Source organism: Streptomyces sp. NPDC045022 (genome assembly GCF_056432605.1).
Window position 1 is genome coordinate 100,461 of the sequence record NZ_JBWKIR010000022.1, and the last position, 18,014, is coordinate 118,474.

Here is an 18,014-nt window from a genome sequence, read left to right on the forward strand (position 1 = left end):
GGCATGATCCAAACGAGAGGCCCTAGGTGTGCTGTCCCGGGGCGTTGCCGCCGTGGACGACCTCCCGTTGCCAGGCATGACGGGGCTGGGTGTGCAGGCGCCAGTAGTGCTCGGCGATGTCTCGAGGATCGAACGCCGTTCCCGGGGCGACCGGGCCGGCCACGGTCACGGTGGCCACGTGCACGCCCGCGGGGCCGTACCGCTGGTCCAGGAGCGTGACCAGCGTGCGTACACCCGCCTTGCCGAGGGAGAGGCTGACGTACTCCGGCTTGGGCTCGGGCATGCCGCCGGTGATGATGAAGGTGCCGCGCCCGCGATCGGCCATCGCCGGTACGACGTGGGCCGCGGCGGTGAGCGCCCCCACCACGTTGACCGCATAGGCGTCCAGTTGGGCCCGCGCGGACAACTCGCCAGGGGCGTCCGGCCGGATGAGCGCCGCGTTGTACACCACGACGTCGGGCGGCCCCAGCTCTTCGGCGACCGCGTCGAGGGCGGCTCGCAGAACCGTCTCGTCGGTGCTGTCGGCGGTCCGGGCCACGGCGCGCGGGCCGACCTGTCCGACCGCCTCGGCCGCGGCCGCCGCCGTGGCCCCGGTGCGGGCGATGACCCCCACGGGCAGTCCCTCGCGCGCGAACCGGCGGGCGACCGCCTGCCCGATTCCCGGACCCGCTCCGATCACCACGACTCCCGGCATCACTGCCTCCTCATCACCCGTCAGCGACTCGGGGCCAGGCTAAGGTCTCACACCGGTGTGAAGGTCAAGCACGGAAGCGGAACCCCCTGAGAATCAGCGAGGCGGCGCGAAGGACCGGGGTGAGCCAGCGGCTGTTGCGCTACTACGAGGACCAGGGACTGATACGGCCACACTCCCGGGCGCTGATCTCCGCTCCGGCCTGAACGACGAGACACCCCCTGGGCGCCGACGGGTGTCCGGCAGCCGGCCGTCCCGCCGAAAACCCTTTGTCCCGGGGGGAGTCGGGTCGCTACCGTCATGCCGCGCGGACGCGCGTGATCACCGAACAGGGGAGGTTGATGAATATGGCCGCCGACGGCCCTCTTCAGCATGCCCTTGTCCGGCCCGCGCGTCTGCAGAGCGCGGTCCGGGTCGTTCCGACGACCAGGAGTCACACATGCGTTTCGCCACCTCGCGAACCCGCGAGCTGAACACCGACCGCCTCGTCCTGCGGCCGTGGACCACGGCCGAGGCCACCGCGGTCCGCGACGGCACCAGGTCGGCCCACTGGGCCGACGACTTCCCCGCCGAAGGCGACCGCGTCATCGCGGGCCTCTTCGACCAGCACCCCGCCTGGCTCGGCGAACACGGCCACCGTCTGGTCGTCGAGCGTGACAGCGGCCTCGTGGTGGGGTCGATCGGCCTGTTCTGGCCCCCCGGTGAGGGAATCCTCGAGATCGGATACGGCATCGTGGCCTCCCGCCGCGGCCGGGGCTACGCCCCCGAGGCCACCGGGGCGCTCGCCGCGTTCGCACTCACCGCGCCCGGTGTCGATACCGTGGTCGCCACCGTGGAGTTGTCGAACCCGGCTTCCGTTCGCGTACTGGAGAAGGCCGGCTTCCAGCGATGGACCACTGAGGGGAACACGGCCCGCTTCAGGTTCATGAAGCCGGCCGGTTCTTAGCGATCACCCGGTGGGCCGGCGCCCTGCCGCCGGCCCACCCGACAGCCACACAGGTGCCGGAAACCGCCTAGCGGCCCAGAGGCCGACGAGGCAGCGGCGACGAGTAGACGACGCTGGTGGTCACCGAACCCAGCGTGCCGATCTTCCCCGAGACCTCTTCCAGATGCGACATGGAACGCGCGGCGACCTTGATGACGAAGCAGTCGTCGCCCGTGACATGGTGCGCCTCCAGGATCTCCGGGGTCGCGGCGACCAGGTCGTGGAAGGGCTTGTAGTTGCCGTTCGGGTACCTGAGCCGCACGAACGCCAGGATCGGCAGGCCCAGCCGCTCGGGGTCGACGACCGCCGCGTACCCCTGGATCACGCCCGCCTCCTCCAGCCGGCGGACCCGTTCGGTGACGGCGCTCGGTGACATGGAGACTTCGCGGGCCAACTCGGCGTAGCTGGCCCGTCCCACGCGCTGGAGGACCTCGAGGATGCGCCAGTCGGTGGCGTCCGGGGAATACACGGTCATCCCGGATGGATAGCAGGGAGATCCCCGGCGGGGCAAGGGGAACCCCGTGGATCCCCGCTTCAGCGAGCGGGTTGCGGGCCATAGATTCTCAGTCATGATCACTACGACGTCCGAGAACTCCGTCCTGCGCGTAACCCCCGCCGCCCCCGCCGAGGCCGCCGCCTACTTCCGGGCGAGTCTCGCCTTCCACGCCGACGTCTCCGACGTGGCCACCGCCCTCGCGGCCGGCGGTGACCCCGGCTTCGTCGTCGTCGACACCCGCTCCACCGAGTCCTGGGACCAGGGCCACATCCCCGGCGCGATCCACCTGCCGACCGCGCTCGTACCCGAACAGGCCGGACAACTCCTCGACCGGTCCGTGCCCGTGGTGACGTACTGCTGGGGGCCCGGCTGCAACGGCGCCACCCGCGCCGCCCTCGCCCTCGCCGAACTCGGCTACCGGGTCAAGGAGATGCTCGGCGGCTTCGAGTACTGGGCCCGTGAGGGCTTCGCCTACGAGACGTGGCAGGGCCCGGCACGCCGGGACGCCGATCCGCTGACGGCACCCGTGGAAGGCGAGTGCGGCTGCTGACACCCACCTCGGCGGGTTCTCCGCCCCTGGCCCGACACGCGGACCCCGGCGGTGCCGGAGCGGGCGGAGCCGGGCGACGGCCCGCCGACAGACGTGCCGGAGGTGGCGCTGCCGTCCTGGGCGGGCACCGACGCCGAGGAACTCGACACGGACCGCGACCGGGCGGGCGGGGTCACCGGCTATGCCGGACTGCTTCCGGTCGGCGACGGCGCGGCCCTCGTACTCGGCGCCGCACCGGCCACCAGGTCCTGCCCACCCGAGCACGGCACCTTCGTGCGCTGGTGCGCCGCGGACTCCGACGACGCACTGCGCACCGCCGCTCCGGCCGCACCCGCGGAGGCCGAACGGGAGGCGGAGATCCGCTGGACCGTCCCCGGCCCGGTCGTCCTCTTCGACTCCGCCGGGCCGGGCGGCGAGGTCGCCCTCGCCGAAGACCCCGCGTCCCGCTCGGGACCGGTCCCTACGCGTTGCGCGCCGCCCGGGCCGCGTCACGACCCGAGACCCCGATCGGCCCGGTACGGCTCAGGCGGCTCGCGCACCGACGCGGTCCGTGGCCCCCGTCAAACCCTCAACGCACCGCGTCGAAGGTGATGTTCAGGTGGCGCGGGCCGCGCAGCACCGCGTTCGGCCGGTACGGCGGCGGGTCCTCGACCAGGCGGGGACCGTCCAGCCGCCGGGCCAGTTCGGACAGCGCGATCTGGGTCTCCAGCCGGGCCAGCGGAGCGCCGAAACAGCTGTGGATACCGCTGCCGAAGCCCAGGTGCTGAATGTCCTGGCGGTCCGGATCGAAGCGCTCGGGGTCCTTGAACCGCTCGGGATCACGGTTGCCGGCCGCCAGGACGAGCCAGATGCGGGAACCCTTGGGGATGGTGACCCCGCGCACCTCGATGTCGGCGATGCAGGTCCGCTGCGGCACGAGCTGCACCGGTGGCTCGTACCGCAGCAGCTCCTCCACGATCTTGACCGACAGGCCCGGGTCCTCCCGCAGCCGCCGCAGGATCTCCGGATGGCGCAACAGGGTCAGCATGCCGTTGGTGATCAGGTTGACCGTCGTCTCGTGACCGGCGATCAGCAGCAGCACCGCGGTGCTCAGCACTTCCATCGTCGTCATGGAGCCGTTCGGGCCCCGGCTGTCGACCAGGTCGGACAGCACGTCGTCCTGCGGTTCCTTGGCGCGCTGCTGGACCAGGCCGGCCAGGTACATGCCGAGCTGCATGCGTGCCTCCTGCGCCGTCCGCTGGAGGTCGGCGTCCGCGCTCTGGCGGGTGTTGGGGTCGAGGCTCGCGACCAGCGGGTCGACCCAGGCCCGGAAACGCGGTTCGTCCTCCCGGGGCACGCCGAGCAGCCGGCAGATCACCGTCACCGGGAACGGGTAGGCGAACTGGTCGACCAGGTCGATCTGCCGGGCGTCCCCGAAACCGTCGATCAGCTCGGTGACGATGTCGCCCAGTTCCCCCCGCATGTTCTCGATCCGGCGCGGCTGGTGCGGCGGCCCGAAGGCGCTGTTGGCGATGCGCCGCAGCCGGTCGTGCTCCGGCGGGTCGAGCCGCAGGAAGGACGGCGGCAGCCCCGTGTTCTCCGCCTGGGACAGCTCGTCGTCTCCGGCCGCGGCCAGGTTGGTGGCGTCGGAGCTGATCCGCGGGTCGTGGAGCAGGGCCTCGATGTCGTAGTACGAGCTGATGAGGTACGGGCCGTCCTCCTCCTCGTGGAGCACCGGCGTCCTGCGGAGTTCCTCGTACACCGGGTACGGGTTGGCACGGTTCGCGAAGTCGGTGATCTGGCGCAGAAGCGAGGCTTGCGGCATGGCGGGTCCTTGGAGCGTCGGGGCCGGGCGGCGGTCAGTGGCGGGCGGGGTGGAAGACCAACTGCTGGTCGGCCGGCGAGTAACCGCTGAGGGTCACCGTGGGGCCGTGGGTCGGCAGGGACGGGTCCGGGAAGTCGGCATCCACCGGCCGGCGCCCCTCGGGACGCCGGTCCACCGTCGGAAACTCCACCGGGAACGGCGCGCCCCGCTCGATCTCCCGCTGGTAGAACTCCAGCCACCGGGTGTTGTCGAAGCTCACGGCGGCCACCATCCGGCCCTTGTAGCCGTAGACGCCGACGAACCGGCTCTCGGCCACCGAGCCCTGCGTGATCATGAGCTGCTCGCCCATGGGCGGCACACCGACCGACTTGATGTTCACCCCGAACTGCGAGGACCAGAAAGCGGGCATCCACAGGTGCGGCCGCCGGTCGGCGCCCGGGGCGATCATGTTGTGCGCGGCGGTCTCCGCCTGCGCCACGGCGTTGCCCCAGTGCTCGAGCGAGAGGAACTGGTAGCCGAACAGCGCGTGCGGGGACCGCGCGACGTCACCCGCGACGAAGACGTCGTCGGTGACGATGCCCCGGAAGTCGAAGGCCCGGCAGCCCGCGTCGCAGGCGATACCCCGGGGCCCGGCGCCGAGCCCCGACCCGGTCAGCCACTCGGTGTTGCGCATCGAACCCAGCGAGACGACCACGACGTCCGCCTCGACGGTGCTCTCGTCGGACAGATGGACGGCCCGCACCCTGCCCGCCGAGTCGCCCTCCAGCGAGGTCACCGTGACCCGGGTGCGCAGATCCACGCCGTTGTCGATCTGCAGGTCGGCGCCGACCGCGCCGACCACGCCGCCGAGCGCACCCGCCAGCGGGGCACCGGCGCGCTCCGCCACGGTGACGGCGACACCCATCTCCCGGCAGGCCGAGGCGACCTCCGAACCGGCGAACCCGGCGCCGATGACGAACACCCTGCGCGGCCCCGCCTTCAGCCGCTGGTAGAGCCCGGCCGCGTCGTCACGGGTGCGCAGCAGGCAGACGCCGTCCAGCCGGGCTTCCTCCTCCTTCGGCCACGGCCGGGCGCGGACACCGGTCGCGATGAGCAACCGGTCGTACTCCACCTCGTCGCCGTCGGCCAGCCGCACCCGCTTGGCCCCCAGGTCCAGACCGGTCGCCGCGACACCCAGCCGCCACTTGGCGTCGATCTCCCGGCGGTGCGGCAGCTCGGTGTGGAGCGGGGACGCCTTGCCCAGCAGCACCGCCTTCGACAGCGGCGGCCGGTCGTACGGCTCGTACGGCTCGTCACCGATCATGGTGAGCGAACCGGTGAAGCCCTCGGCGCGCAGCGTCTCGGCGGCCCGCAGACCGGCCAGCGAGGCGCCGACGATGACGATCCGGCCCTCGCGCCTGAGCCAGTCCACGTAGTCAGCGACCATCGGACGCCCCCCGCGTGGATCCGGCCGACGGCCTGTCCGCATCGTCCAGACCGTCGGCCGTGATCGCCTGCACCGGGCACGCGGCGACCGCGCGCGCCACCCGCTCTCGCTGATCCTCCTCCGCGCGCGGGTTGTACACCAGCGACTCCTCGCCGTGCATGGTGAAGATGTCGGGTGCGAGGAACGCGCACTGCGCGTATCCCTGACACTTGTTGAGATCGACGACGAGCCGCATCGACGCTCCGCCCTTCCGGTGGCCAGGTCCGGTGCGCAACCCCCGTGGCGTGCGGTCGACTCCGGACGGCGGTCATGTCCCGTAGGCCAGCATGGGAGCCGGGCCGGGGACCCCGCGCGCGGGGCGAGCCGTTCGGGTGAGCGGCGGTACCGCCCGGCCAGATCACGCGGATGCGGCCGTACGGGGTTCCGCGCGGCGGCTCGCAGCGAGAATGTGGACGCTGAGCACCAGCGACCAGGCGGGGAAGACCAGCTCCGCCCAGGGGACGTTCGACGAGAGGAACAGCAGCGCCAATGCGGTGAGAAAGCCCAGGAGGGAGAGCCAGCGCGGCAGGACGCCGAGACGGTGGCCGATCACCGACATGGAGCACACGAAGACCGCCGCCATCCGCATGGCGTACCCCGTCAGCAGCGTGTACGCGAAATGGCGGCCGAAGTCCCAGGTGGGGAGGCCGGGCACCGCGCCGGTGGAGTGCCCGACCGTGAGCACGGCACTCGCCGCCGCCGCTGCGCCGAACATCATGGCGGTGAAGACCAGCCCGCTGCCGAGGAAGACGGTGGCGAGGAACTTGTCCTCGGCGTCCCCGACGTGTGCGCGTACCGCGCCGACGAACCACAGGAAGAAGATGCCGGCGAACGGCACGAGCGCGAGGGCCGTCCGCACCGCGTCGCGCCGCCCGGAGTCCGTGAACGCCTGAGCGGTGACCGCGTCGGCCCCCTCGGGCATCCCGAGGCGCACCAGGACGATCGCCGCCGCCAGCAACAGCGCGAAGACCACGCCGGCCAGCCCGGCGGCCCGCGGCGTCTCCAGCGCCTGCTGCCCCGACCCCTTCTGCTGCATGCCCGGCCCGCCTCCTCCACATCGTCCCCGGCTCCAGCTAGCGATCTTCCCGCGACGCGCGCCACCGGGAGGCGGCCGTACGGCCGAGCGGGGCGGGCGGGCGTTCCGGTCCCGCTCGCGGCGCGTGGTTCCCGTGCTCCCCAGGTGGCCCCGGCACCCGCGCCGCGCCCTCGCGTCCCGCCTCCGTGCCTGGGGCGTGCGGTCTCGCCCCGGTGCCGGGGGCACGTGGTCCCGCATCGGTGCCGACGCCGCGATGCTCGACGCCCACTGGGTCGTGGACACCCGCTCCGTGCTGCTGCTGGTCCAGGCGTACGCCCGCTCGCGCGCCGGGCTGCCGCAAGGCGTTCCCGGCGGGCGGGTGGTGCTGATGACCTCCGGGCAGGACATCGCGGGTGGCATGCCGGGCGAGATCGCCTATGCCCTGCAGAAGGGCGCCCTCGCCTCTCTCACCCGCTCGTTGTCCACCACGCTCGCCGAGCAGTCGATCACCGTGAACACCGTCAACCCGGGCCCCGTGGACACCGGTTACGCCACCGGCGAGGCCCGCGTGGCCGTCGCCGCGCCGTTCCCGGCCGGACGCTGGGGTGTTCCCGACGACCCGGCCCGCCTCATCGCATGGCTGGCCACCGACGAGGCGGGCTGGATCACCGGGGAGGTCATCAACTCCGAAGGCGGTTTCCGGCGTTGAGCCGGCGCATCGGCTCGGGGGCAGCTTCGGAGGCCGCGCCCGCGATGGTCAGAGCCGGGACAGCTCGTCCACCAGGTCGTCCAGGCCCAGCGAGCCCTGCGACAGCGCCGCCATGTGCCAGGCCTTCAGGTCGAAGGCGTCGCCGTGCCGCTCCCGCGCCTTCTCCCGGCCCAGCAGCCAGGCCCGCTCACCGAGCTTGTAGCCGATCGCCTGGCCCGGAATCGTCAGATACCGGGTCAGCTCGCTCTCCACGAAGTCCGCCGGCCTACTGCTGTGCGCGCCGAAGAACTCCTGCGCCAGCTCCGGCGTCCACCGCTCACCGGGGTGGAACGGCGAGTCCGCCGGAATCTCCAGCTCCAGGTGCATGCCGATGTCCACGATCACCCGGGCCGCCCGCATCATCTGCGCGTCCAGGTAACCGAGCCGCTCCTCCGGGTCCGCCAGGTAGCCCAGCTCGTCCATCAGCCGCTCCGCGTACAGGGCCCAGCCCTCCGCGTTGGCGCTGACCCCGCCGACCGTCGCCTGGTAGCGGGAGAGGTTCTCGGCCACGTGCGCCCACTGCGCGAGCTGCAGGTGATGCCCGGGCACGCCCTCGTGGTACCAGGTCGACACCAGGTCGTAGACCGGGAACCGGGTCTGCCCCATCGTCGGCAGCCACGTGCGGCCCGGCCGGGAGAAGTCCTCCGACGGACCCGTGTAGTAGGGCGCCGCCGCGCCACCGGGCGGGGCGATGCGGGACTCCACCCTCCGCACCCGCTCGGCGAGTTCGAAGTGTGTGCCGTCCAGGTCCTCGATGGCCTTGTCCATCAGCCCCTGCAACCACGCGCGGACCTCTTCCACGCCCTCGATGTGCCGGCCGTGCTCATCGAGGTGCGCGAGGGCCACCCACGGCGTCTCGGCGCCGGGCAGGACCTTCTCCGCCTCCTGCTTCATCTCGCCGAGGATCCGGTGGAACTCCGACCAGCCGTACGCGTACGCCTCGTCCAGGTCGAGGTCCGTGCCGTTGAAGTAACGGGACCAGCGCGCGTACCGCTCGCGCCCCACCGTGTTCGGGGCGCCCTCGGCGGCCGGCGCGTACACGTCCCGCAACCAGTCCCGCAGCTCCACCAGGGCGCCGGTCGCCGCCCGGGCCGCCTCGTCCAGCTCCGTGCGCAGCGCCTGCGGCCCGGCGGCGGCGAAGTCCTCGAACCAGCCGCGGCCCGAGCCGTCGGTGTCCACCCACTCGGTGAGCTGCCCGATGAAGGTAGCGGTCGGCCGGGGCGCCGCGAACAGCTTCCGCTCCAGGCCGAGTCCGAGGGACTCGCGGTAGCCCGCGAGCGCGCCCGGGACCGCGCGCAGCCGCTCGGCGATCGCCACCCAGTCCTCGTCCGTCTGGGACGGAGTGACCGTGAAGATGTCCCGCACCGAGTGTCCCGGCGTGTGCATGTTGCCGACCGCGCGCAGGTGCTCGTCCGCCTCTTGGACGGCGAGTTCGGCGGTCAGCCGCTCCCGCAGCAGCCGCCCGCAGCGCCGCTCCTGATCGCTGTCCGCACCGGGCCGCCGCTCCGCCTCGTCCAGCTTCGCGAGCGTGGCCCGGGCCAGCTCCGCGAGAGCCTCCTGGCCCGCCGGCGAGTAGTCGGGCAGCCTGCTCGAACTCTCCTTCACACCGAGGTAGGTACCGGTGACCGGGTCGAGGGCGATGAGGTCGTCCACATACGCGTCGGCGACCTGACGGGGCAGCGGGCTCTGGGTCTCAGACATGCGGCCCATCCTCGTACGAGGAGGATCATCGCGTCACCCACCAGTGCGGGTATTCAGCTCTCGGCGTGGCCGGGAGGCAGCAGCGGTCCGCACTCCCACTGCTGGAAGATCAACCGGGTCTCCACCCGGGCCACCTCACGCCGCGCCGTGAACTCGTCGAGCACCAGCCGCTGCAGATCGGCCATGTCCGCGACGGCCACATGCACCAGGTAGTCGTCCGGGCCGGTCAGATGGAACACCGTCCGTGCCTCCGGCAGCTCTCGGATCCGCTCGACGAACGGTCCCACCAGCTCGCGTCGGTGCGGCCGTACCTGCACCGACAGCAGGGCCTGGAGGCCACGCCCGAGTCTGGCCGGATCGAGCCGCAGCCGGTGCCCGAGGATCACGCCCGAGCGGCGCAGCCGGGTCACCCGGTCCAGACAGGTCGAGGGTGCCACGCCCACCTGGGCGGCGAGATCACGGTAGGTGGTCCGGGCGTCGTTCTGCAGCAGCCGCAGCAGATGCAGGTCCACCGGATCCAGTACGACAGATTCGGCCATTGGCCGAACGTAGCACGGTGTTCGACTCCCGTGAACCGTTCGATGTTCACCCTTCCGCCCATGGACACCGCGAGCACCCGTGCCTACGACGACGTACGCACCGCATCGAGAGCCCTGGCCACCGAGGCCGTGCATGCCGGCCGCGACGATCTCGCCCGCCAGGGCCTGCACGCCCCGCCGATCGACCTGTCCACCACCTACCCCTCCTACGACAGCCGCGCCGAGGCCGCCCGCATCGACGCCTTCGCCACCGACGGCGCCGACCCGGTCGGACCGCCCGTCTACGGCCGCCTCGGCAACCCGACCGTCGCCCGTTTCGAGACCGCGCTGGCCCGCCTGGAGGGCACGGAGTCCGCGGTCGCCTTCGCCAGCGGCATGGCCGCCCTCAGCGCGGTCCTGCTCGCCCGGTCCGCCATGGGTCTGCGGCACGTGGTCGCCGTACGCCCCCTGTACGGCTGCAGTGATCATCTGCTGACCGCCGGGCTGCTCGGTACGGAGGTCACCTGGACCGACCCGGCCGGCATCACCGACGCGCTCCGGGCGGACACCGGCCTGGTGATGGTCGAGTCCCCGGCCAACCCGACCCTGGCCGAACTCGACCTGCGGGCCATCGCCCACGCCTGCGGCTCCGTCCCGCTGCTCGCCGACAACACCTTCGCCACGCCCGTCCTGCAACGCCCGGCCGAGCAGGGCGCCCGGCTGGTGCTGCACAGCGCCACCAAGTACCTCGGCGGCCATGGCGACGTGCTCGCCGGAGTCGTCGCGTGCGACGAGGAGTTCGCCGGCCGGCTGCGGCAGATACGGTTCGCCACCGGCGGGGTACTGCATCCGCTGGCGGGCTATCTGCTGCTGCGCGGGCTGTCCACTCTGCCGGTACGGGTCCGGGCCGCCTCCGCGAACGCCGCCGAACTGGTCCGTCGGCTCGGCGCCGACCCGCGCGTGGCCCGGGTCCACTATCCGCGGCTCGGCGGCGCGATGATCGCCTTCGAGGTGCACGGCGACCCGCACGAGGTCATCTCCCGGGTCCGGCTCATCACCCCGGCGGTGAGCCTGGGCAGCGTCGACACCCTCATCCAGCATCCCGCGTCGATCAGCCACCGCATCGTCGACGCCGACGACCGGCGGGGGGCGGGGGTGAGCGACCGGTTGCTGCGGTTGTCCGTGGGCCTGGAGGACGTGGACGACCTGTGGGCCGATCTGGAACAGGCCCTGGGGGAGCGGACCCGGGAGCCGGTGCCGCTGCGCGAGGCGGTGCGCTGACGGACCGGCCACCGGGCGTGGCCGGCGATGGCTTGCGGGGGGTCGGCATCACCGGACACCGCCGCCGTGGCTGAGCGTGGTTATGGCGGATTCGCTCATCGGCTGATGCGAGATGGCCCGCTGGGCTGATCGGGGCGGCTGGGTTGGTTCCGGTGGACTGGGTTCGTTCGGGGTCGGCTCGGCTGGTTCCGGTCGGCTGGGTCGGTGAGCACGGCTCCCGCGTCCAGGCCCGGCCGACCCACCGCCCGGCCGTCGCAAACAGCCTGGCCGCGCCCATCCAACAGGGCCGACCCACGCCCGGCCGTCGCAAACAGCCCGGCCTCCCCCATCCAACCCGGCTGTCCCACCAGCCCCGCGGCCCCCGCCGACCCGGCGTCCGACCGGACCGGCCGTCGCAAACGGCCTGGCCTCCCCCATCCAACCCGGCTGTCCCACCAGCCCCGCCGCCCCTGCCAACCCGGCGTCCGACCAGCCCGGCCGTCGCAAACAGCCCGGCAGCCCAACCAGCCCTGCCGCCGACCATCCACCCCCGCCGACCGGAGCGACCCAGCCGACCACGCATGCGGACGGCCCGGCAGAGATGCTGGGCCGTTGCGGATGTCGTCGGGTCAGTCGCGCCGGGCCGGGTCGCCGAGCCGTTCCCGCGTGGTGCCGTACGGCGGGTGGGACGCGACCGGCAAGGCGTCCAGCCGGGCCGTGATGACCAGGGTGCCCTCCTCGATCTGGTAGTCCAGGGGCAGCCCGAGCCCGCGCATCGCGGCGACCATGCCCGTGTTGGAGGCCTGCGTCACGGCGTACACGCTCGCGCAGCCGGCCTCCACCGCCATCGCCACCAGCCGGCCGAGCAGTTCGGCGCCGACGCCGCGCCGCTGCCAGTCGTCCTCGATCAGCAGCGCCACCTCCGTCTCGTCACCGTCCCACAGCAGATGCCCGAGGCCGACGATCCGGCCCGAGGTGGTCTGCGCGGCCAGCGTCCGCCCGAAGCGAGGACTGAGCAGGTGGTTCAGATAGCGGTCCGCGTCACCGACCGGGCCGTGGTAGCGCATGCCGAGGGTGCGCGCCGAGCACCGCTCGTGCATCGCCTTCGCCGCCGCCACATCTCCGGTGTCGACCCGGCGCACGGTGATGTCGTTGCCCTCGGGCAGCGTCAGCACGTCCTCGCCGCGCGGAATCCGCGGTCCGAGCCGGCTGTCCAGCTCCACCAGGGCCCGGGCCCGCGCGAACTCGGTCGGAGTGAACGGCAGATACGGCCGCTCCACGGTGAGCACGCCGCCCTCCGGCGCCCGCAGCCGCATGACCGTGTCCTCCAGCACGCCCTCGACCGGCACGGGCTCGGGACCGCGGCCCCCGCCGACCGGCGTCGCGGGCAGCGAACGGATCGTGCACCGGCCCAGCAACTGGCGTAGCGCCAGCGGGAGTTCGGCGGCGTCCAGCGCGGTACGGGCCGCCAGGCCGAGCACCCGGGTGGGGGCGTCGACCAGGTCGTGGGCGTCGGCCCGCTCGATCCAGGTGGACGTGCCCCCGGCCAGCGAGACCACCCGGGTGATCTCGGCCGCCGGCAGCGCACCCGGCGCCCGCAGCAGGAACTCGTCCACCGTGCCGTCCGCCAGCGGGTGCGTCTGCAGGCTGAGGATGTCGACGCGCCGCTCACCCAGCGCCGTGCACAGCGCGGCCAGTGAACCCGGCTTGTCCTTCACCGTCGTCCGCATCCGCCACAGCGCGCCGGTGCCGGTCATGTCCTCCGTGGTGGCGCCGGGCTGCTCGGTGACGGGCTGCCCGGCGGGCCCGGCCGACCGCGTCTCGGCGGTCGGCCGGGCACCGGTATCGCTGACCGGCGGTGCGTGTCCATGGCGCCTTGCCCACCAGACGTGGAAGCCCGCCGTCGCCGCCAGCACGATCGCCGAGATCACCAGCAGCGCCGGGCCGTCGGGCCCGTGGCCGATCATGTTGGCCACCGCGTCCGCCACGGCCACGGCCGTGAAGAGCGCGGCGAGTTCGACGACATCCCGCCGCCAGTGGTGCACGGGCCGTCCGTGCTTCGTCCGGGTCACATCAGACATCTCTGGAGTCATGCAACCACTGTGAAGGAAGGGTGTTGCGTGATCGCGAACTGTTTGTGACCTATGGGTAAAGCATGCTCCGCCCCATTTGCTGCATTTTCTACTTCGGGACCTGCGTGATGGGGGCCGCCGTCCGCGCCGAGTCGGCCGGCCGCTGCGCTTTCACCGCACCACGCCGCACCGCCTGGCCCGGGTGCGCGCCCGACCCGGCCGTATCGGGCCGGCCTCGCGCGGCGAGCGTCGGCAGGGCGTCCACGGCGGAGGAGCCGGGCCTCCGCGTGCCATGCGCCGAGCCCGTACGCCACGCACAGGTATGGCCGTGCGCACCTTGTCGTGCAGGGTCACGAGGAGCAGGTCGAGGCTCTCGCGGGCGTCGGGCGTGCCGTAACGGGTGCTGCGAAGCGGGCATCGAGACGCGGCCAGTGGGAGTCGTCCCCGGTCGCCCGCCAGCGATGCGCGACGACCGGTGCGAGCGCCTCGCGCAGCGCGTCCGGGGCCCGGTAGGCATGGCGCACCAGACCGTCCAGCGTCCGCTCGAACGCCGCGACGCCGTCACGGGCGGACGCCGGCAGCGCCCCGGCCTCCTCGGCCGGTTCCACCGCCGTCTCCGGCGCCGGCGGGAGCCGCACCGGCTCGGGGGCGGGCGGCACCACCTCGTCGTACACCGCGAGCAGCTTCGCGGCCGTCACCTGAGGCGAGGTCTGAAAAGCCGACGTTTCCAGCCCGAGTCGGCGCCCGTCCGCGACGGACTTCGGCGCGGAGGGTCGGCGACAGGCCACGGCCTGCAGTGATCGTGTCATGGAAAAACCGTAGAGGCGACCACTGACAATCGGCCTGAGCTGCGAAAACGCCGATGCGCTGGGGGAGTTGCGGTGCCGCGCTCCGGGGGATGACGCCGGTGCGCGGCACGAAGTGAAGGGTACGGGACCCGGCGGCCCCGCCGGTGCCTACTGGCCGACCCGGCCCGGCTGGAGCGTCTGCGTGAACAGCACGGTGCCGTCCTGCTCCCGCAGCCGTACCGTGAGCTCGCCGCTGCCGCCGTCGATGTCGACCTCGCCGAAGAACTGGTACCCGCCCGCGGGCGAGACGTTCGACGCGGTCGGCGCCTTCACGAACACCCGCTCCGGGCCGAAGGTGTCGTCCAGCGCGCTCGCCGGGAACGCACCGGCGTTGAGCGGCCCGGAGACGAACTCCCAGAACGGTTCGAAGTCGGTGAACGCGGCCCGCGACGGCTGGTAGTGCTGGGCGGAGGTGTGGTGCACGTCCGCCGTGAGCCACAGGGTGCCGGTGATCCGCCGGTGCTTGATGAACCGCAGCAGCTCGGCGATCTGCAGCTCGCGGCCGAGCGGCACGCCCGGGTCGCCCTGGGCCACCGCCTCGAAGTTCGGCCGGTTCTCGGTCGCGTCGGGCACCACCAGCCCGATCGGCATGTCGGCGGCGATCACCTTCCACACCGCACGGGAGCGGGCCAGCTCCCGCTTGAGCCACTCCAGCTGCTCACGGCCCAGGATGCCCTGCGGGTCGACGGCCTGGCCATCGGTGGAGTTGGCGTTGCGGTAGGTCCGCATGTCCAGCACGAACACGTCCAGCAGCGGGCCCTGGCGCAGCACCCGGTAGACGCGCCCCTCCCGCGCGCCAGGCCGCAGCGAGGAAACAGGGAAGTACTCGCTGAACGCCCGCCGGGCGCGGGCGGCGAGGACGTCGATGCTCTTCTCGGTGTACCGGGTGTCGGTGGCGGCGATCACCTCGCCGGGGTACCAGTTGTTGCGCACCTCGTGGTCGTCCCACTGGATGACGGAGGGCACCTGGGCGTTGAACCGGCGCAGGTTCGCGTCGAGCAGGTTGTAGCGGAAGTTGCCCCGGTACTCGGCCAAGGTCTCGGCGACCTTCGACTTCTCCTCGGTGGTGATGTTCCGCCAGGTGCTGCCGTCGGGCAGGGCCTGCGTGGCGGTGATGGGGCCGTCGGCGTAGATGTTGTCGCCGCTGCACAGGAAGAAGTCGGGGTCGAGCTTGGCCATCGCGTCGTAGATGCGGTAGCCGCCGCGGTCGGGGTTGATGCCCCAGCCCTGGCCGGCCAGGTCGCCCGACCACAGGAACCGCATGCCGTCGCGCCGGTGCCGGGAGACGGTACGGAAGGTCCCTGTCACCGGCTCGCCGGTGCGGCGCGGGTCGTCCGGGTCGGCGAGCAGCACGCGGTAGTGGATCTGCTCGCCCGACGGCAGTCCGTGCAGCCGGGTGGTGCCGGTGAAGTCCGTGTCTGCGCCCAGCAGCGGGCCGTGCCATCTGCGCGGGTTCCGGAACGACTCGGTGGCCGAGGTCTCCGCGATCATCCGGGCCGGCCGGTCCGACCGCACCCACACCAGACCGGAATCGGCGCTCACGTCGCCCGTCTGCACGCCCCAGCCCGCCTGGGGGCGCCCGGAGCGGGCGAACGCCGGGGCCGCGCCGAGGCCCACGGGCAGGGTGAGGGCCGCCGACGCGGCGAGGGAGCCGCGCAGAACGCTGCGGCGGCCGGGGAACGGACGGTGTGACATGGCTGCGCCTCCAGGGACGGGATCCGGCCAGTGTGCAGAGCCACACCTACTGGGGCGCTGCGGCGCGCACGGAAACCCGAAGTGAACAACGGGCCGTTGGGGGCCGGGGGTTCCGGTCGGGGGCGGGCGCTGTGGCCGATGGCCCGTCGGCCGGACGCCCGGGGGCCTCCGGGACCGGCCGCTCCGCGAAACCGCCGGTACGCGCGCGTGCGACAGCGTCGACACAGGCGGAGGGCCGTTCCCCCCGGACACCGGCCACCGTGCGCGCCGTCCTCTTCGTGGGGTCGGACAGCGGGGTGCGTGATGCCGGCTCGTCCGCCGTCCTCTTTGCCGGGCCGGGCAACCGGTGCGTGAGACTGGCCTGTTCACCATCCCCTTCACGAAACCGGGCAGCGGGTGCGTGGTGTGCCCGCCTGTTCGCCGACCTTTCCGCGACGTCGGCCGGCAGGCGCGCGCCTGCCGTTTGCCCACCGACCGCTCAGCGGCTGCCGTCCAGGATCACCCGCGCGACCAGCGCCGGGTCGTCGTTCATCGGGCAGTGGCCGCAACCGGGCAGCCGCACCAGCCGGGCGTGCGGGATCAGCTGCTTGGCGCGGATGCCCTGCCGGCGGAGGAGGAGCCGGTCGCGGGTGCCCCAGGCCACGGTGACCGGCAGGCCCGGCAGGTCGTCGGTGAACCGGACGGCGGCGCCCGCCCGCAGGGTCGCGTCGAAGCCGGTGGCTCCGACGAGGGCGAGCGTCTCGGCGACCACGGCTTCCGGCGCCCGGCGGGCCGGGCGTCCGTAGATGGTGCTCGTCAGCGCGGTACGGCCGGCCGCGGTGCGGCTCAGCCGTTCCACCAGCGGCAGCGGGAGACGCTGGGCGATGCCGCGCATCGCGAGCAGCACCGCGAAGGCGTACCGGCGCTCGGCCTCCGTCCAGAAACCGGCCGGGGACAGGGCCGTGACGGACCGTACGCGCTTCTCGCGGCCCAGTTCCAGGGCGAGCAGGCCACCCAGCGAGTTGCCCGCTATGTGCGGGCGGTCCAGGTCCAGTGTCTCGAACAGCGAGCCGAGCACCGAGTTGGTCGTGGGCAGGTCGTAGGGGAGGTCGCCGGGCAGGGCGGGGGAGGCGCCGAAGCCCGGGAGGTCGACGGCGATCACCTCGCGCTCGGTGGCGAGGATGTCCACGACCGGGTCCCAGGCCTGCCGGTGATGGCCGATGCCGTGCAGGAGGACCAGCGGTTCGCCGTGTCCCACGCGCTCGTAGGACACGGTCACGTCCTTCGGGCCGTGCGGGGTGGGGACCTTGAAGGAGACGGTGGCGGACATGGGGTGCTCCTCGTCTGGGTGCTGACGGACGCCGTAGACAGCTTGTCAGCAATTGCTACCGACGGGTAGCCCCAGGGTGCTTGCACCACACCGGCGTACCGGCCCTCAACGCGCCCGGCGCACCTCGATGTTGAAGTCGGCGTTCCCGAACCCGCCGAACAGGGTGAGCCACAGCGGCAGATACATCTCCACCGCGCGTGCCGACCGGATACCGCCCAGATCCAGCACGCGCTCCGCCGGCCACCCGAACTCCGCCAGCAGCGCCGTCACCTGCTCCTTGGCACCGGCATCCTCACCGCATACGAAGACGTTGTGCTCACCCGGCACCCGCCCCGGCTCCACCATCACCTGGCAGTTGACGGTGTTCAGCGTCTTCACCACGCGCGCGTGCGGAAAGGCCCGCTGGATCTGCTCGCCCACGCTGTCCGACTCCACCGGATCCAGGCGCGGCTCCCCGTCCTCGAACGCCAGGGGATTGGAGACGTCCACCACGATCTTGCCGTCGAGGTGCTCCGCGCCCGCGGCCCCCAGGGCGTCGAGCGCCACCCGGCCGCCCACCGCGTTGATGACCACCTCGGCCGCCGCGGCGGCCTCCGCGAACGTCCCCGCGTGGGCCCGGCCCGCCGCGACCGTGGCCCACTCCCGCGCCAGCGGGTTGTCCTTGGAGCGAGATCCGAGCGTCACCTCGTGCCCCAGCTCCACCAGCCTGCCGCCCAGCGTGCGGCCCACCTCGCCCGTGCCCAGCACCGCGTACCGCATCGGACCCTCCAGGTCGCCGGCCGCCGGCCACCGGCGGTCCGCGGTCATTGTGGTCCGGAGCGGCCTCGGACACGCCCATTCCGGGTGGACACCCACTG

Annotated in this window: 18 protein-coding genes and 1 pseudogene; 6 read left to right on the forward strand and 13 right to left on the reverse strand. The window is 72.8% G+C overall.

Going from position 1 to position 18,014, the window contains the following annotated elements:
* Positions 1 to 22: 22 nt before the first annotated feature.
* Positions 23 to 694: an SDR family NAD(P)-dependent oxidoreductase gene (locus AC07C1_RS30845; RefSeq protein ID WP_478944290.1), complete on the reverse strand. Its 672-nt coding sequence runs from the start codon at positions 692 to 694 to the stop codon at positions 23 to 25.
* A 92-nt stretch (positions 695 to 786) separates the two neighbouring features.
* Here AC07C1_RS30845 and AC07C1_RS30850 point away from each other — a divergent pair, with 92 nt between their 5' ends.
* Positions 787 to 897: a MerR family DNA-binding transcriptional regulator gene (locus tag AC07C1_RS30850; RefSeq protein WP_478944364.1), complete on the forward strand. Its 111-nt coding sequence runs from the start codon at positions 787 to 789 to the stop codon at positions 895 to 897.
* A gap of 233 nt (positions 898 to 1,130) precedes the next feature.
* Complete coding sequence (locus AC07C1_RS30855) at positions 1,131 to 1,637, forward strand: GNAT family N-acetyltransferase (RefSeq protein WP_478944292.1); 507 nt, start codon at positions 1,131 to 1,133, stop codon at positions 1,635 to 1,637.
* A 67-nt stretch (positions 1,638 to 1,704) separates the two neighbouring features.
* Here the strand turns inward: AC07C1_RS30855 and AC07C1_RS30860 are convergent, their stop codons facing one another.
* Positions 1,705 to 2,151, reverse strand: a complete 447-nt coding sequence (locus AC07C1_RS30860; protein ID WP_478944294.1) for an Lrp/AsnC family transcriptional regulator — start codon at positions 2,149 to 2,151, stop codon at positions 1,705 to 1,707.
* Between the two features lie 94 nt (positions 2,152 to 2,245).
* On the opposite strand from AC07C1_RS30860, the gene AC07C1_RS30865 reads away from it, so the two are divergent.
* A complete protein-coding gene (locus AC07C1_RS30865; protein WP_478944296.1) occupies positions 2,246 to 2,722 on the forward strand; it encodes a rhodanese-like domain-containing protein in 477 nt (158 codons plus the stop codon).
* 51 nt (positions 2,723 to 2,773) lie between these two features.
* Positions 2,774 to 3,313 (forward strand): Imm21 family immunity protein, encoded by a 540-nt coding sequence (locus AC07C1_RS30870; RefSeq protein WP_478944298.1) that lies wholly within the window; start codon positions 2,774 to 2,776, stop codon positions 3,311 to 3,313.
* On the opposite strand, the gene AC07C1_RS30875 is transcribed toward AC07C1_RS30870, so the two are convergent.
* The 4 genes from AC07C1_RS30875 to AC07C1_RS30890 all read right to left on the reverse strand — a co-directional run bounded on the left by AC07C1_RS30875 (position 3,291) and on the right by AC07C1_RS30890 (position 7,027).
* Positions 3,291 to 4,526, reverse strand: a complete 1,236-nt coding sequence (locus AC07C1_RS30875) for a cytochrome P450 (protein ID WP_478944300.1) — start codon at positions 4,524 to 4,526, stop codon at positions 3,291 to 3,293. The genes AC07C1_RS30870 and AC07C1_RS30875 overlap by 23 nt on opposite strands.
* A 34-nt stretch (positions 4,527 to 4,560) precedes the next feature.
* Positions 4,561 to 5,952, reverse strand: a complete 1,392-nt coding sequence (locus AC07C1_RS30880; protein ID WP_478944302.1) for an NAD(P)/FAD-dependent oxidoreductase — start codon at positions 5,950 to 5,952, stop codon at positions 4,561 to 4,563.
* Positions 5,942 to 6,187 (reverse strand): ferredoxin, encoded by a 246-nt coding sequence (locus AC07C1_RS30885; RefSeq protein WP_478944304.1) that lies wholly within the window; start codon positions 6,185 to 6,187, stop codon positions 5,942 to 5,944. The genes AC07C1_RS30880 and AC07C1_RS30885 overlap by 11 nt, the downstream gene beginning before the upstream one ends.
* Before the next feature lie 162 nt (positions 6,188 to 6,349).
* A complete protein-coding gene (locus AC07C1_RS30890) occupies positions 6,350 to 7,027 on the reverse strand; it encodes a hypothetical protein (protein WP_478944306.1) in 678 nt (225 codons plus the stop codon).
* A gap of 244 nt (positions 7,028 to 7,271) precedes the next feature.
* On the opposite strand from AC07C1_RS30890, the pseudogene AC07C1_RS30895 reads away from it, so the two are divergent.
* Positions 7,272 to 7,715 (forward strand): annotated as a pseudogene (locus tag AC07C1_RS30895) (SDR family oxidoreductase); the annotation flags it as partial.
* Positions 7,716 to 7,763: 48 nt separating this feature from the next.
* On the opposite strand, the gene AC07C1_RS30900 reads toward AC07C1_RS30895, so the two are convergent.
* Both AC07C1_RS30900 and AC07C1_RS30905 read right to left on the reverse strand, forming a co-directional pair.
* Entirely contained in the window at positions 7,764 to 9,455 is a 1,692-nt protein-coding gene (locus tag AC07C1_RS30900; protein ID WP_478944308.1) for a DUF885 domain-containing protein, read from the reverse strand.
* 53 nt (positions 9,456 to 9,508) lie between these two features.
* Positions 9,509 to 9,994 carry an Lrp/AsnC family transcriptional regulator gene (locus tag AC07C1_RS30905; RefSeq protein ID WP_478944310.1) on the reverse strand — a complete coding sequence of 162 codons (486 nt, stop codon included), beginning with the start codon at positions 9,992 to 9,994 and terminating at the stop codon, positions 9,509 to 9,511.
* A 60-nt stretch (positions 9,995 to 10,054) separates the two neighbouring features.
* Here AC07C1_RS30905 and AC07C1_RS30910 point away from each other — a divergent pair, with 60 nt between their 5' ends.
* The gene (locus AC07C1_RS30910) at positions 10,055 to 11,254 is read left to right on the forward strand and encodes a trans-sulfuration enzyme family protein (protein WP_478944312.1); all 1,200 of its coding nucleotides are present in this window, start codon (positions 10,055 to 10,057) and stop codon (positions 11,252 to 11,254) included.
* 608 nt (positions 11,255 to 11,862) lie between these two features.
* Here AC07C1_RS30910 and AC07C1_RS30915 read toward each other — a convergent pair.
* The 5 genes from AC07C1_RS30915 to AC07C1_RS30935 form a co-directional block, all read right to left on the reverse strand.
* Entirely contained in the window at positions 11,863 to 13,326 is a 1,464-nt protein-coding gene (locus AC07C1_RS30915) for a GNAT family N-acetyltransferase (protein WP_478944313.1), read from the reverse strand.
* 329 nt (positions 13,327 to 13,655) lie between these two features.
* Positions 13,656 to 14,114 (reverse strand): hypothetical protein, encoded by a 459-nt coding sequence (locus tag AC07C1_RS30920; protein ID WP_478944315.1) that lies wholly within the window; start codon positions 14,112 to 14,114, stop codon positions 13,656 to 13,658.
* 147 nt (positions 14,115 to 14,261) lie between these two features.
* Positions 14,262 to 15,848: an alkaline phosphatase D family protein gene (locus AC07C1_RS30925; protein ID WP_478944317.1), complete on the reverse strand. Its 1,587-nt coding sequence runs from the start codon at positions 15,846 to 15,848 to the stop codon at positions 14,262 to 14,264.
* A 478-nt stretch (positions 15,849 to 16,326) separates the two neighbouring features.
* Positions 16,327 to 17,157 carry an alpha/beta fold hydrolase gene (locus AC07C1_RS30930; RefSeq protein WP_478944319.1) on the reverse strand — a complete coding sequence of 277 codons (831 nt, stop codon included), beginning with the start codon at positions 17,155 to 17,157 and terminating at the stop codon, positions 16,327 to 16,329.
* A gap of 105 nt (positions 17,158 to 17,262) precedes the next feature.
* Complete coding sequence (locus AC07C1_RS30935) at positions 17,263 to 17,916, reverse strand: NADPH-dependent F420 reductase (protein ID WP_478944366.1); 654 nt, start codon at positions 17,914 to 17,916, stop codon at positions 17,263 to 17,265.
* Positions 17,917 to 18,014: the final 98 nt, after the last annotated feature.